Here is a 15,287-nt window from a genome sequence, read left to right on the forward strand (position 1 = left end):
TTCCTCGTAACATAATATTGTTATATTTTAGTAGGTTTTTATAGTATGTCAGAAGAAAATTCGTCAAAGTCGTTTGATGGCCGCCAAATGCCCGCCGATGTCGAGGCGGAGCGTTGCCTGTTGGGCGGTATTTTGCGCGATCCCGAAGTGATGGGCGTCGCGGTGATGGCCATTACGGACGATGATTTCTTCTACATGGAACGCCATCAGCTGATTTGGAATGCCCTTTGCAGCTTGAACAAGGCGGTGACTCCCATTGATCCTGTGACGCTTTCTGCGGAACTCACGAAGATGGGTAAGCTTGACCTTGTCGGTGGCCGTGAATACATCTTTGAATTAATGGAGTCCGTTGCGTCGTCGGCGAATGTACCGTGGCAGTTGGAACATCTCCGCAGCAAGGCGGTGCTCCGCAAGCTTATCCGTACGTCTTCTGAAATTATCCGCAAGTCGATGGATCCGTCTTCTACGCCGGATAACGTTTTGCAGGATGCAGAACGCGACATCTTTGCAATTGCCGATAACCAAGTGCGCAACACCCTCAAGTCTATCGACAACTTTGTGGCTCCGCTTCTGGAACGCCTCAACAACCGCAAAGACGGCATGACAGGCGTGCCGACGGGCATCACGGAACTCGATGAACTTACGAACGGTCTCCAGAATTCCGATTTGATTATCTTGGCCGCACGCCCTGGTGTCGGAAAAACATCTTTTGCGCTCACGGTCGCTGCAAACGCCGCCATCAAATTCGGGAAGAACGTAGCATTCTTCAGCCTCGAAATGGACGGCATGCAGCTTGCACAGCGTCTGCTGTGCTCGCAGGCTCAAGTCGATCAGAGCCGTCTCCGCAATGGCAAGCTCAATCACGACGAGATGAAAAAACTCATCGCCGCGGTGACTCCGATTAACCAGTCTCCGCTGTTCGTCGATGACAACGCCGACCTTGGCATCATGGAACTCATGAGCAAGGCGCGCCAGCTCAAGCATAAGGGCCACCTTGACTTGCTCATCATCGACTACTTGCAGTTGATGAAAACCGGCAAAGAAGAAAACCGTGCCGTCGCTATCGGTGCGATTTCCCGTGGCTTAAAAATTCTCGCGAAGGAACTGCAAATCCCGGTCATCGCGCTTGCTCAGCTCAGTCGTAAGGTCGAAGAAAAAGGCCGCGAACGCCCGCAGCTTTCGGACTTGCGTGAATCCGGTTCTATCGAACAGGACGCCGACATGGTGTGGTTCGTGGAACGCGAGTTCGTCCAGACGCACAAGGACGAAGACCGCTACAAGGCACGTCTCATTGTGGCAAAGCACCGTAACGGTTCCGTGAAGGATATTGACATGAGTTTCGTGCCGGAATACACGACGTTCTACGATGCGACGGAGCAGCAGGGCGGTGAAGGCGACGAAGCTTATCAGTATGGTTCAGATGACGATGGCGGCGGACCGCAGGTCGCCGATTTCGGTGAATTTTAAGAGGTGACGATGCCATTGATTCTGAAACCTATACATTGGATTGGACAAGTAATTGTCGATGCGATCGCCGCAGTGGGCGAGTGCATTTGCATTTTGCTTATCACGCTCAAGCAGTTCCGCTTTGTACATAAAAATCCTGCATTGATTGTCAAGGAAATGATTTCCGTGGGAGTTTCATCGCTTCCGCTTTTGTTCGTGACCTCCATCTTTACAGGCATGGTCGCGACTATCATGGCAGAGTTTGAATTCCACAATCTCGTCTCGGACAAGTTTGTGGGGACGGCGGCATGCAAGATGGTGCTCATTGAACTGGGCCCTTTGCTTACGGCAATCGTGCTTTCGGGACGCGTGGGCAGTGCTGTTGCCGCAGAAATCGGTTCCATGAAAGAAAAGGAAGAACTTGCTGCATACGTGGTGCTTGGGCTAGACCCGTACCGCTACCTCGCGATGCCGAGGTTCTTTGCCTTCTTGACGATGATTCCGTGCTTGACTGCCATTTCCAATGCTCTGGCGTTGATTGGCGGCTGGATAGTTTGTGTGCTTGCGCTTGATATCACGACCTACACGTATTCTACGGGTATGCAATACTTGTTCAGCAATATGGACTTGTGGGCGGGGATTATCAAGTCTGTTGTGTTTGGAACGATCATCTTTGTGCTCGCATACTACCACGGGACGCATTCCAAGGCGGGGGCTCATGGCGTGGGCCTTGCAACGATGAGCGTTGTTGTTTCGAGTTGCCTTATGATTTTGGTTTCTGACTTTATTCTTGATGCGTTCATGTTCTTCTAGAGGTCTTAGTTTATGCCGAATGTAAAAATCGATCCGAACGATATCGCCATCCGACTCAAAGGTCTTAAAAAGTCCTTTGGACCTCAGACCGTTCTCGAAGACGTGAACTTGGATATTCGCCGTGGCGAAACGATGGTCATCATCGGAAAGTCCGGTGGCGGTAAGTCTGTTATCTTGAAGCACATGATTGGACTGCTACAGCCGGATGGCGGTGAAGTGACTGTCGATGGCGTGACGATTAGTACTCCGCAGTTTTTCGATACGCGAACGATTCGTCGAAAAATGGGAATGTTGTTCCAAATGGGAGCCTTGTTCGACTCCATGGACACAGGCGAGAATATCGCTTTTGCGCTCCGCGAACACCATCCTGAAATGTCCGAAAAGGAAATTCAGGACGTAGTGACAGAAAAACTCAAGTTGATAAACTTGGTGCCGTCATTCCGTACAAAGATGCCGTCGGAACTTTCGGGGGGCATGCGCAAACGTGTGGCGCTTGCAAGAGCGATAGCCTTGAATCCTGAAATTCTTTTGTACGATGAACCGACGACCGGCCTTGACCCGATTACGAGTGACGTCATTAATGACCTTATTCTCGATATGCAGAGCAAGCTCGGCGTTACGTCAGTCGTAGTGACGCATGACATGGTGAGCGCGTTCAAGGTGGCCGATCGAATTGCGATGCTCTTGAACGGTCGCATTATCGAAGTCGGTACTGTCGAAGAAATCAAAAATACAAGCAATCCTTACGTGCACCAGTTCATTACTGGACAACGTAAAATATCGGTGGATGGTGAAACGCAGGAATAGAATTTAAAGAAATGGGGAATAATATGAAAAGAACATTTTTAATGCCGTTAATTTTCTCGTCTGCAATGATGTTCATGTGGGCGTGTGGTGAAGGTGATGTTTTATATGCCGATGACCAGGACGAAATGGTGAAAACCAAAATGGGCGAAGCTAGTACCTACCAAGTCGCAGAAGCCTTTATGAATTACTGCGAAAGCAAGGAGGGCAAGAAAAATGGCTGTAGCGCTGTTTATCTTGTTAGTAGCAGCTCCGAGGATGCTAGTAGCAGCTCACGCAGAGAACGCTCTAGTAGTTCTAGCGCCGTTTCCAGTTCGAGTAAGCCCAAGTCCAGCAGTTCTGTGTCTAGTTCGAGTAGAGTAAGATCCAGCAGCTCGAAGAAACGTTCTTCCAGTTCGGCTGTTTCTAGCAGTTCGGTGGGGCCGCAAGTTTCTGGCTGGTGCGTTTTGGACGCGCCTGATGTTGTGTATGTCGGGGATACTGTTACCTGGCGTTATCTGCCTGAGGAAAATTCCATTGATTCCGCCAAATTTGAATGGAAGGACGTGAATAAAGCTAAGGATGTCGAAAATGGACTTGTGAAGGGCGAACTCACTGGTTCCGGATTGCCTGAAATTACGGTGAAGTTCACGTCGAAGGGCACAAAGCTAGGGCCTGAGCTTACTTTTGGCGATGTGGAAGTTGACTGTAGGAATGTGGTTGTCCATGTTGAGGGCGAAACGATTTCTTCGTCTTCTGTGGTATCCTCTTCGTCTGCCGCCAGAAGGAGCAGCTCGTCAGGGAGGTCTTCGTCTAGCGCCATACCTGAAGGTCACTGTGCTGTAAGCAAGTCGAAGGTGTTTGTGGGCGATACTGTTGAATGGTTTGTCGCGGATTCTATTGGTGGAGCTCTTTCGGCTTACCATAACTGGAGTGACCTTGGAAAAGATGGCAAGCTCGTTTCTGGACAAAAGCAAGGCAATGGTGCCACGAATATTACTGTAACGTATTCGTCTCCGGGACAAAAATCTCCGATGGTGCAGTTTGCAGGACAGGGCATGCTTGATTGCGGCATTGACGAGAATGGAGATCCGTACCTTACTGTCGAGGCGAAGGCTGCAAGCTCTGCTTCTGAGCCGCCACCTGAAGAAAGTTCTTCCTCGACTGCACCGAAGTCAAGCTCTTCCAAGGCGGCCCCGAAATCGTCATCTTCAATTGGACTCATTGACCTTTAGCTGCAACCTTATGAAACGTTTTGTTGCATAAATGAATAAAATCTGTATAATTAAATTTACAAACGCTCCGGATGCTTTTTCTGGAGCGTTTTTTTGTGGAAATCCTTAATAAAAAACGCTTACAGTATTTGCATATTGCCATGATTTATGTTATTTTTCAGCTAAGAGGTTTTTTATGAATAAAAAGATTTATGCAGGATTAATGTCTTTGGGTATAGCTACAACTTTTTGGGCTTGCGGAAGCGGAGACATTGTAAAGTTTGATCTTGAGGGCAGCGATGGTATTATGATTGTTCAGACTGACCCAGAGGATATTACGGGTCTCGCTACCTCGGCAATAACTCGTGAAAGTTGCCCTGAATGTTTTGTAGGTGCTGTAGTAAGTAGTTCTTCTGTAGCTCCAAAACCAAGATCGAGTTCTTCGATATTTATTCCGACATTTTCTTCGGTGGTGCAGCAGTCTTCATCGTCGTTTGAAATTAACCTTAGTTCATCAAGTTCTTTCATCTATGACCCGGGTTCGTCTAGTTCAAGGCCTCCATATAAGGAAGTGTCTAGTTCGTCTGTAGCTCCTAGTAACACAGGTGGTGGAACCTGTGCTCCGCTTGAACCGATTGTTGATCAGGGTAAGCCTGTCGTTTGGAAATATACTGTGGGCGGAATTGTGAAGACAACGGACATGCTTTCTGCTCAGCTGAAGTGGTCAACCCCTGGTGGTTCGCCTGAAGCACTTGATGGTAAAGGTGCAAAGTTTATGAGCGATACCGTCTTGTATGCAACATCTGGACAGCATACTGCAACGCTTATTCTCGCAACGTCAAAGGGTTCCTTTAGTATTAACTGCGACCCTGTTCAGGTAAATGGCGCTAAAATTACGGGTTGCAAGTGCACGAGTGCATCTAAGTCGGTGGACTTTACCGCAACTCCGGATGTGTCTTGGTCCGTGTCGGGTTGTACTACGGGTGCCGGTTTGACTCTTTCTTACGAGTGGGATGGCGTTCCGGGTGATACTTCATATACCAAGAACTTTACCGCTGCAAATGAGGGATATGTTCCGAAACTCATGGTCAAGAACAACGACAATACTGTGATTGAAGTAAAGACTTGCCCTGCAGTAAAGATTACTGACGGTCCGGAATATCAAATTACGACGACTCAAGGCGCTGGTGCTATCGATTTGCCTAAGGGTACATCGGCTGTTGTTGTGAATGTAAATAATGATGGTTATGTATTCTGCAAGATTGATCGTGTAAAAGCAAATTCCTCGACTGGTGCCTTTAGCGGAACCATTAATAAGGTTCCTATTAGTGGGCAAGATTATAAGGAAGTTCAGGTGATTGCTGGTGGAATACCTGTCGGTACGACTCTAATGTTTGATATTGATGTTCCGCTGACATGCGGTGTTCGCTAATAAAAAGCGTATAACGTAAAATTTTAAAAGGCCTCCCCATCGGGAGGTCTTTTGCATATAAAAACAGCTAAACGATAAAACGTTTAGCTGCTTTAAATCACTGGATACTTCGTGGTGTTGCCACTCCGTATGACGTGTTGTAAGCTGTTCATTCTGCAAAAATCATTAGCCGACGACCAACACCCATTGACTAATGACCATTGACCAATAACTACCCCAGCATTTCTTCGGTGCTGAGCGTCTTGAATTTCTTTTCGTTCAAGACGGCGAGAGCCTTTTCGGTATCGCTGAATCGAAGAATCATGATGTTCGTCGCCGTCTTGCATTCAGACGGATAGGCGTACATGTAGTCAATCTGCAAGTCGCCAAGAACGTCGAGGAGGTCTGCGAGACCACCCACTCTGTCTTCGACTGGGCATGCGACAACGTCAGTGACGGTTGCACTGAGGCCGGATTTCGCGAGAACATCGACAGCCTTTTCCGAGTCGTTCACGATAAGGCGGATAAGCCCGAATTCGCCGGAATCGGCAAGCGTGAGCGAGAGAAGGTTGATGCCTGCGTCAGCCAATGAACGGCAGACTGCTTGGAGACGGCCCGGACGATTCGTAACGAATACGGATACTTGTGGAATCTTCATAAAATTTCTCCTTGTATAAACGTTGCTAGGTATTAGTGGTTAGTATGCAGTGGTTAGTAAACAGGGCGGCTTTGCCGCATTTGTAAATTCTAACCACCAACCACTAATCACTAACCACTTCCTGCTAAATCTTCTTCCTGTTATCAATGACTCTCTTGGCCTTGCCTTCGCTACGCGGCAGCGAATCCGGTTCGCACAACGTAACGATTACGGAAATACCGAGAATTTGTTCAATGGAGTGCTTGAACTTCTTGTTCAGCTGTTCCATGTCGCTCATGGAGTCGCTCACCATGTCGCGGGAAACTTCGACCTTGACTTCGAGCGTGTCCATGTTGTTCTTGGTGTCAAGCACAATCTGGTAGTGCGGCAAAGCCTTTTCGGCGCGGAGGAGTGCTGTTTCGATCTGGCTCGGGAACACGTTCACGCCACGCATGATGATCATGTCATCGCTGCGGCGGCCAATGCGGCGGATGCGGCGGATGGTGCGACCGCACTTGCACTTCGTATTTTCGATAGCGGTGATGTCACGAGTGCGGTAGCGCAAAATCGGCATGGCGCGCTTGCTGAGCGTGCTGATGACGAGTTCGCCTTCTTGTCCGTCCGGGAGCGGTTCAAGCGTTTCCGGGTCAACAATTTCGGGGTAGAAGTGGTCTTCGAAAATGTGGATGCCGTCGCGGCATTCGCATTCGCAACCGACACCCGGTCCGACAATTTCAGAAAGGCCGTAAATGTCGTATGCCTTGATGCCCGTCTTTTCTTCGATGTAGTCGCGCATGCCGTCGCTCCACGGTTCTGCACCGAAGATACCGCGCTTGACCTTGAGCTTCGAAATATCGACGCCCATCTTTTCGGCCACGTCGATAATGCGGACAAAGTAGCTCGGAGTGCCACCGACGGCGGTCACGCCAAAGTCCTTCATGAGCATCACCTGACGTTCGGTGTTGCCGCCGCTAATCGGCACGACTGTGGCGCCGAGCGCTTCGAAACCGCCGTGGATGCCAAGGCCGCCTGTAAAGAGACCGTAGCCGTAGAAGTTCTGCACGATGTCTGTGCTGCGGAATCCGCAGGCGAGGAGGCCGCGCTTCACGACCTGGGCCCAGACTTCCATGTCTTCCTTGGTATAACCGACGACAATCGGCTTACCGGTAGTGCCGGAGCTTGCATGCAAACGCACGACTTCGCTCATATCGACTGCAAAGAGACCGTACGGATAAGTGTCGCGCAAGTCCTTCTTCATGGAGAACGGAATCTTCACGATGTCCTTCAAGGTTTTGATGTCGTCGGGGGTCACGCCTTTTTCGACCATGCGTTCGTGGAACAGCGGAACCTTTTCGTAGGCGAGTTTCACGGTTGCACGCAGACGCTGCAACTGCAGTTCGCGTAATTTTTCTTCGGGCATAAAGTCGAGTGCCATTTCGGGCAGGACTTTGTTTTCTTCGTCGTTCCAAGCTGTAGAGCGCATAATATCCTTCAATAAGGGTTGAGTTAAAAATTTCGCCTTAAATATATATAATGCTCATGCGTTGCGTTTAAATAAGGTTCGTTTCTTTTTCTTTGCGGAAAAGAGCTGTTAGATTTTATCCATATATATGGGTAATGATGTCTTCACCCGCGAACGCTATGATGTTTGTGTAATACTTTCAAAAAGTGTAAAATGCGCTTTGAAAAATGGTGTGCTATGGCACGTGGTGGACCTGATCCGCCATCTTTAGCGAATTAGATTCCGGCTTACTTCGACTTCGCTCAGCACAGGCTCCGGTCGGAATGACGAAGAAGCCGAAGGCGATAGACAACCTCTAAAGGCGAACACCATTGCTGTCATCCCCGACTAAGGTTGGTGAGCTTGCCGAACCATCGGGGATCTCCTTGCACGTAATCTCTTGCATATACGACACTTCCTCGCTCAGTCATCACGTAAGCGATGATCTTAAATCGGTCATGAGCCTGTTTTTCAAAAACTCGAGTGGGCGAGGGAAACGTAATTTTTGTATTTTTGGTCAGAAATTTAAATAAACTGCTTTTATAGGTAGGTCTATTCTGCGTTCCCGTTCGCTTTTATTTGCTCTTGCTTTGGTCGGTATGTCGAATGCCCAATTGTTGGACATGTCGCAAATTTCCGACAAATATATGGTTGAGAATAAGATCAACAAGATTCGTGTCGAAGGTACACACCATATGGATGAACGTTCCGTTCTTGGACGTATCGGCATTCGTGTGGGGCAAAGTTTTTCTCCCACGTCTCTTTCAGAAAAAGTTGAAAATTCGGTGAGTTCGCTTTACGCTTCCGGCTTGTTTGACGATGTGACTGCCTGGGTGGATTACGTGGGTGAAGGTTCCGATGTGGAACTTGTGTTCAAGATCAAGGAACTCCCGGCCTTGGATACGACGATTTTGGATGGTTGCGACGAAGTTTCCGAAGATGACTTGCGGCTCAAGATTCACATGATTCCGGGGCACGTCTATAGCAAGGCGCAGTTGGAACGTACACGCCAGGCTTTGCTCGAACATTACCGCTCCGAAGGTTTTTTGCTTGCCGAAGTGGGCTACCGCGAAGAGCCGATTGACGAATACCAGAACAAGGTGACTTTCGTGATTCGCGAAGGTTCCAAGGTGCGTGTCCGCGGCTTTGACGTGAAAGGCAACGACCACGTGCCGATTGAAGAAATCACCGAGCACATGCTTTCCAAAGAAAATCAGTGGTGGGGCGGCGGCGAATTTAAGGAAAACGTCTTTGAAGCAGACCGCGATACGGTGCTGAACGTGTTCCGCCATTTCGGTTTCTTGGATGCAGAACTCAACGACTATCACGCGGAGTATCTGCCGGATTCCACTTGCTTGTTCTATCTTGGACGGATGGTGCCGGTTGGAGAACGTCTGGCTCCGCTTTACACGCAATTGAACGAGGCCATAGCCGATACGTCGAACCCGCTTTACAAGATGGCTGGCATGCCGACGATGGAAGCGACTCACTTCTATAGGCACATGCGCAAGGCGGGCGACAAGAATCCGGTGACCAGGCGCGTTCCTCAGATCAAGGAAGAAGAAGACGCATGGAAGCTTTTGAACGACATTATCCGTTACGAAAGTGCCCGCGACAAGTGGCTTGGACTGGTCGCTGACCGCAAGTGGAGTAACTCGAAGATTGATTCTCTCCTCAAAATCAAGAAACGCACCGCTTACGAAAGCAAGCTCCTCGTGCGTTACATGATTGAAGACATGATTCCGGCCTTGTACAAGTACGACAACATCAAGACGTCGAGCGATATCATCGTGCATATCGACGTGACCGAAGGTCGTCGCTACTACATGGGTAGCCTACACTTTACGGGGAACGAAGTGCAGAGCGACAAGATGCTGGCGTACGAATTCCGTTTGGATAGCGGTGCCGTTTTTGACCAGTATCTTTACGAAGCGTCCCGCAAGGCTTTGCTGGATTCCTACCGCGAAGACGGGTATCTCTTTGCCCAGTTCGACGAAGAAAGAACGTTTGAAAACGATTCTATCGTGAACCTTGCGTACAAGATGAACGAAGGTCTGCCCGCTCAGATTCACAAGGTGCATATCCATGGGAACACCAAGACGAACGAAAAGGTGATTCGCCGCGAAGTGCGTCTGTATCCGGGCGATACATACCGCCAGTCTGCTTTGGAGCGCAGTTTCCGCGACATTATGCAGCTCAACTACTTCGACATGGTTGTACCGGACATCAAGGTCGTGGGCGAGCAAGAAGTAGATTTGGACTTTGCCGTGCAAGAAAAGCAAGCCGGTACGGGCCAGTTCAGTTTGGGTGTTTCTTACAGCGAAAGCGATGGCTTTGTCGGTACTGCAAGTGTCTCGATCCCGAACTGCTGTATGGGTGATGGTCAACAGGCGGCTCTTAGCCTCGAATACGGTGCTGACAAGAAGAGCGCAACCATCAGCTTCACCGAACCGTGGTTCCTCGATAAGCCGATTACGTTGGGTGCTAGCCTCAGCTACTCCTGGTGGAACATGGAAAAGTACGACGACCACGACATTACGCGTTACGGCGGAAACATCTTTGTGGGTAAGCGACTCAAGTGGCCGGATGACTACTTCTACGGACAAGTGGGTTACGGCTGGCTCATGAACGACCAGGGCCCGAACATCAAGAACAGCTACGTGGTCTATACAGGTATCGAATCGGCGTTCAACTTCCGCATCCAGCGTGATGACAAGAACTTGCCACAGTTCCCGACTGAAGGCTCCCGTTACGTGCTCGACGTGCAGTGGGCGAATGCCGCCTTTGGCAGTGACTTTGAGTTTATCAAGGCGGACTTCTCCATCAAGTGGTGGTTCCCGCTGTTCCGTGACCGCTTGTCGATTGCACTTACAAACGAATACGGCATTATCTTTGGCGATAAACTGCAACACCGCACTTTGTACAGAATGGGCGGCGTGCTCGGGTATGACGGTATGATGCGCGGTTACGGTTCTGGTTCCATCGGCAGTAGCCGCTTGGGCCGCAGCTACCAGTACATCGGTGCGGAACTCCAGCTGGGCCTTGTGCCGCAGACGTTCTATCTCTTGCCGTTCTTCTTTGATGCCGGTAACGTGTTCGGTGAACGCATTGATACGGAAAAGCGTATTGACAAGCCAAAGAAGAATCCGCTCAGCGAATGGGATCCGACCACCCTCAAGAAGGATATCGGTTTCGGTTTCCGCGTTGTGGTACCGATGCTTGGCATTATCGGTTTCGACTTTGCTTGGCCGCTCGATCCGGGTGAAGCCTACAACGGTACAAGATACTCCAAGGTGGGCGATATGGAATTCAACTTTGTCATTGGTCAGGCTTTCTAACTTGACGGGAGGAGCGTTATGTTTCGCAAGTTGATCGTTTTAATTTCGGTAGTATTTGCTTGTGCAAGCTTTGCCGAAGATGGACTCCGCATTGCCCATGTGGATTCAAAGATTATCTTCGACGGGTATAAGGGCACTAGAAGGGCGCAAGAAGAATACGACCGTCAGGTGGCTAAATGGGAACAGCAAGCGAACCTCTTGCAGAAGGAACTTGCCGCCATCAAGGAAAAACTTGATAAGCAGGTTCTCATGCTTTCTGACGAAAAGAAGCGCGAACTTGAAGCCGAGTACAACAAGAAGGATACGGAACTCAAGTCCTTCATTGACCGCGTGTATGGCCGTAATGGTGAACTCATCACCGAAAATGAAAAGGTGAGTGCTCCGATTATCCAGCTTATCCGCAAGGCCGTGAACGAAATCGCGTTGCAAGAAGGCTACGACATGGTGGTTGATCGTGCCACGGGTGCCGTGCTCTTCTGGAAAAAAGAAAACGACCTTACGAATAAAGTTCTGGACTACTTGAATAATAGATAGTTGGATGTTGGCTATGGGCGGCTGAAATGTCGCAGCGTTGAAACTATGAAAAAATATATAGCCTTTACTTTGATTGTTTTTTTGTTGGGAGCAGCTTTTGTTGCTTGCGGGGATGAAAAAAGCACTTCCGCTCCAGATTCTACAGAATCTAGCGAATCCCGTTTATATTTAAGCAGCTCAGTCGTTAAAACATATTTGTCGAGTTCATCGAAAAAAGCGATTACTCCTGCGGATGTGACTCATGGAAGCTTTGTCGATGAACGTGATGGCCAATCGTACAAGACGGTCGCTATTGGCGAACAGGTGTGGATGGCGGAGAACTTGAATTATGCTTCAGAATCCAGTTTCTGCTACTATGGCCTTGACGAAGCTTGCAAAAATGCGGGTCGCCTTTATACATACGAAGCTGCTGAAAAAGTTTGTCCTAAAGGCTATCGACTCCCGACAAGGGAAGATTTTGCAATTATGCTGAGACCGCTGTCTGAAAGAATTCAGGAGGCATCTTTGGACTGGAGCTACTATATGGCTCCATTTGGAATTATGTCCAAAGAGGGATGGAACGAGTGCACCCAGTCATTTGTTGGTGGTGTTACTTATCCTGCTCCGACGAATTCAACGGGTTTTCCGCAGTTGGTGCTGGCTATCGATCGTCTCATGGTTCTTTTATGGATTTGGGTGAGCGTGCCGTTTTTTGGTGTTCTACAGACGGCCCTGAAGAAAATACTAAAAACGCTTTGGAACTTGATTATTGCAGTTTTTTTGCTCAATTTTATTGGTGGTCGAAAAAAGCGGCGTTTTCAGTACGATGCATAAAGGAATAGAATTTTACAAATAAAAAAAGTTGCGTCTTGTGACGCAACTTTTTTTATGGCGATGCTGTTCCCGGCACAAGGCCGGGATGACAAGCCAGTGGACAATTTAAATGTTGTCGATAATCGCGTTGAACGCTTCGACCGGGCGCATCCACTTCTTGAGAAGTTCTGCCTTCGGGACATAGTAACCACCGATATCGGCAGGCTTACCCTGTTCAGCAGCGAGTGCGGCGACAATCTCGGATTCCTTCGCGGAGAGAGCGGCAGCGATCGGAGCGAACTTGGCGGCGAGTTCTGCGTCGTCCTTCTGGGCGGCGAGAGCCTGCGACCAGTAGAGAGCGAGGTAGAAGTGGGAACCACGGTTGTCGAGTTCACCGATCTTGCGGGCCGGGGTGCGGTTGAATTCGAGAATCTTGCCGTTAGCCTCATCCAGCGTATCGGCCAAGACCTTCGCCTTCTTGTTGCCTTCCTTCAATGCAACTTGTTCAAATGCAGGCACCAGCGCGAAGTATTCGCCAAGAGAATCCCAGCGGAGGTAATTTTCGGCGAGGAACTGTTGCACTTGCTTCGGAGCGGATCCACCTGCACCCGTTTCGTAGAGGCCGCCGCCCGCCATGAGCGGCACGATGGAAAGCATCTTTGCAGAAGTACCGACTTCGAGAATCGGGAAAAGGTCTGTGAGGTAGTCGCGCATGACGTTGCCCGTCACGCCGATGGTGTCGAGACCGGCCTTCGCACGCTTCATCGTTTCGACAATCGCTTTACGCGGGCTCATAATCTTGATGTCGAGACCGTTGAGGTCATGTTCCGGCAAGTAGGCTTCGACTTTCTTCTGGATTTCGCGGTCATGGGCGCGTTCCGGATCGAGCCAGAAAATCGCGGGCGTGTTGCTGAGGCGGGCACGCGTTACAGCGAGCTTCACCCAGTCGCGCACCGGAGCGTCCTTCGCCTGGCACATGCGGAAAATGTCGCCAGTTTCCACATTCTGCTGCAAGAGCACTTCGCCCTTGCCGTTCACGGCACGGATAACGCCCTTGCCCTTTGCGACAAACGTCTTGTCGTGGCTGCCGTATTCTTCGGCACCCTGAGCCATGAGGCCCACGTTCGGCACGGTACCCATGGTTTTAGAGTCGAATGCGCCGTTCTGCTTGCAGAATTCAATCGTTTCGTCGTAGATGCCGGCGTAGCAGCGGTCCGGAATGCAGGCGACAACTTCTTGCAGCTTGCCTTCCTTGTTCCACATGCAGCCGGAATTGCGAATCATGGCCGGCATCGAAGCATCGATAATCACATCGCTCGGCACATGCAAATTCGTAACGCCCTTGGCAGAATCGACCATGGCAAGGTCCGGGCCTGCAGCGAGAGCAGCGTCAATGGCTGCGCGAACTTCGGCTTCCTTCGCATTGCCTTCCAAGCGTTTGTACAAATCGCCGAGACCGTTGTTGGCGTCAATTCCGAGTTCCTTGAAGAGGTCAGCGTACTTCGTGAACACGTCCTTGAAGAACACGCGGACAAATGCACCGAACAGCACCGGGTCAGAGACCTTCATCATCGTGGCCTTGAGGTGCACGGAGAAGAGGAGGCCCTTGGCTTTAGCTTCGGCCATCGCATTAGCGATGAACTTTTCAAGAGCGGCCATGCGCATGACGGTCGCATCGATGATTTCGCCCTTCAGGAGCGGCTTTGCGGCACGAAGTTCCGTAACGGCACCCGCTTCGTCGACGAATTCAATCTTGAACGTGTCAGCGTCAGGCATGGTGATAGACTTTTCGTTACCGTAGAAGTCGTCGGCTTGCATGCTCGCGACATGCGTTTTAACGGATTCGTTCCAGTTGCCGTTGCTATGCGGATTGTTGCGGGCATAGTTCTTGACAGCGTTAGGAGCGCGACGATCGGAGTTGCCCTGGCGAAGCACCGGGTTCACGGCGGAACCCTTCACCTTGTCGTAGCGAGCGCGGATTGCCTTTTCTTCGTCGTTGGCAGGAGCATCCGGGTAGTCCGGGAGAGCGTAGCCGTTCTTCTGGAGTTCGGCAATAGCGGCCTTGAGCTGCGGTACCGATGCAGAAATGTTCGGGAGTTTGATGATGTTTGCATCCGGTTCAAGCGTGAGCTTGCCGAGGAACGCGAGGTCGTCCGTCACCGGCTTGCCTGCAAACGTCGTACCTGCCGGGAGCGTGTCCGCGAAAGCGGCGAGAATGCGGCCCGGCAAGGAAATGTTCTTAGTTTCGACATCGATACCGGCAGTCTTTGCGAAAGCAGATACGATAGGAAGCAAAGATTGAGTCGCCAAGAACGGCGATTCATCTGTAAGGGTGTAATAGATTTTGGTATTCATACGACGGTAAAGATAGAAAATGCGAAAACAGAATCCCGTTTTCGCATCGCCTTTAAGCCGTCCGTTTCAAACGATTGCACTTGCAAAAACTAGTGCTCAACATTTTGCAAACGATTATAGGCATCGTAATGGCAACCGCCTACAATGTTATGGCTTGTGATGATTCCTTGAGCATCCATATTGAACGTTGCAACGCAATCGCCATCGGCACGGAATATGGCCGTAGAAGTCCCATTTTCATTCTTTTGCATTTCGGTGGGCGCGCCCCAATGGTATTCAAGAATTTCGTATTTCTTGCCGTCCCAATAAGTCGCTGCGGCGTTTCCCATGCAACCTGCAACAATAGACATGATTCCGACAGCAATGGATATCGTTATTATTTTGTGCAATTTCATAATACGCTCCTCATAGATGAAATCCAAAGTAATATATATATAAATGTTTTGTAGATATACCGTAAAAT

At 49.8% G+C, this 15,287-nt stretch carries 12 protein-coding genes and 1 pseudogene; 9 read left to right on the forward strand and 4 right to left on the reverse strand.

Features of this window, described 5'->3' with window-relative positions; translation table 11 throughout:
* Window positions 1-45 precede the first annotated feature (45 nt).
* The 5 genes from dnaB (at window position 46) to IKG78_RS16290 (ending at window position 5,688) form a co-directional block, all read left to right on the forward strand.
* Complete coding sequence (gene dnaB / locus IKG78_RS16270; RefSeq protein WP_290945415.1) at window positions 46-1,467, forward strand: replicative DNA helicase; 1,422 nt, start codon at window positions 46-48, stop codon at window positions 1,465-1,467.
* A gap of 9 nt (window positions 1,468-1,476) precedes the next feature.
* Window positions 1,477-2,259 (forward strand): ABC transporter permease, encoded by a 783-nt coding sequence (locus tag IKG78_RS16275; protein WP_290945417.1) that lies wholly within the window; start codon window positions 1,477-1,479, stop codon window positions 2,257-2,259.
* A 12-nt stretch (window positions 2,260-2,271) separates the two neighbouring features.
* Window positions 2,272-3,066, forward strand: coding sequence for an ABC transporter ATP-binding protein (locus IKG78_RS16280; RefSeq protein WP_290945419.1), 795 nt, complete (start codon window positions 2,272-2,274; stop codon window positions 3,064-3,066).
* A 23-nt stretch (window positions 3,067-3,089) separates the two neighbouring features.
* Complete coding sequence (locus IKG78_RS16285; RefSeq protein WP_290945421.1) at window positions 3,090-4,277, forward strand: hypothetical protein; 1,188 nt, start codon at window positions 3,090-3,092, stop codon at window positions 4,275-4,277.
* A gap of 175 nt (window positions 4,278-4,452) precedes the next feature.
* Window positions 4,453-5,688, forward strand: coding sequence for a hypothetical protein (locus tag IKG78_RS16290; RefSeq protein ID WP_290945423.1), 1,236 nt, complete (start codon window positions 4,453-4,455; stop codon window positions 5,686-5,688).
* A gap of 211 nt (window positions 5,689-5,899) precedes the next feature.
* Here the strand turns inward: IKG78_RS16290 and IKG78_RS16295 are convergent, their stop codons facing one another.
* Together IKG78_RS16295 and IKG78_RS16300 are read right to left on the reverse strand one after the other, a co-directional pair.
* Window positions 5,900-6,325, reverse strand: a complete 426-nt coding sequence (locus IKG78_RS16295; protein WP_290945425.1) for an ACT domain-containing protein — start codon at window positions 6,323-6,325, stop codon at window positions 5,900-5,902.
* Window positions 6,326-6,449: 124 nt separating this feature from the next.
* Window positions 6,450-7,787: a phenylacetate--CoA ligase gene (locus IKG78_RS16300; RefSeq protein ID WP_290945427.1), complete on the reverse strand. Its 1,338-nt coding sequence runs from the start codon at window positions 7,785-7,787 to the stop codon at window positions 6,450-6,452.
* Window positions 7,788-8,452: 665 nt separating this feature from the next.
* Between IKG78_RS16300 and IKG78_RS16305 the strand changes: the two genes are divergently transcribed.
* The 4 genes and pseudogenes from IKG78_RS16305 (at window position 8,453) to IKG78_RS20435 (ending at window position 12,498) form a co-directional block, all read left to right on the forward strand.
* The gene (locus IKG78_RS16305; RefSeq protein WP_290945429.1) at window positions 8,453-11,143 is read left to right on the forward strand and encodes a POTRA domain-containing protein; all 2,691 of its coding nucleotides are present in this window, start codon (window positions 8,453-8,455) and stop codon (window positions 11,141-11,143) included.
* 18 nt (window positions 11,144-11,161) lie between these two features.
* Window positions 11,162-11,677, forward strand: coding sequence for an OmpH family outer membrane protein (locus IKG78_RS16310; protein WP_290945431.1), 516 nt, complete (start codon window positions 11,162-11,164; stop codon window positions 11,675-11,677).
* Between the two features lie 45 nt (window positions 11,678-11,722).
* Window positions 11,723-12,232, forward strand: a pseudogene (locus IKG78_RS16315) (FISUMP domain-containing protein); the annotation flags it as partial.
* A 110-nt stretch (window positions 12,233-12,342) separates the two neighbouring features.
* Window positions 12,343-12,498, forward strand: coding sequence for a hypothetical protein (locus IKG78_RS20435; protein ID WP_366075676.1), 156 nt, complete (start codon window positions 12,343-12,345; stop codon window positions 12,496-12,498).
* A gap of 97 nt (window positions 12,499-12,595) precedes the next feature.
* On the opposite strand, the gene IKG78_RS16320 is transcribed toward IKG78_RS20435, so the two are convergent.
* Both IKG78_RS16320 and IKG78_RS16325 read right to left on the reverse strand, forming a co-directional pair.
* A complete protein-coding gene (locus IKG78_RS16320; protein ID WP_290945435.1) occupies window positions 12,596-14,824 on the reverse strand; it encodes an NADP-dependent isocitrate dehydrogenase in 2,229 nt (742 codons plus the stop codon).
* 89 nt (window positions 14,825-14,913) lie between these two features.
* The gene (locus IKG78_RS16325; protein ID WP_290945437.1) at window positions 14,914-15,219 is read right to left on the reverse strand and encodes a hypothetical protein; all 306 of its coding nucleotides are present in this window, start codon (window positions 15,217-15,219) and stop codon (window positions 14,914-14,916) included.
* Window positions 15,220-15,287: the final 68 nt, after the last annotated feature.

Source organism: Fibrobacter sp., assembly GCF_017545445.1.
Lineage (GTDB): Bacteria > Fibrobacterota > Fibrobacteria > Fibrobacterales > Fibrobacteraceae > Fibrobacter.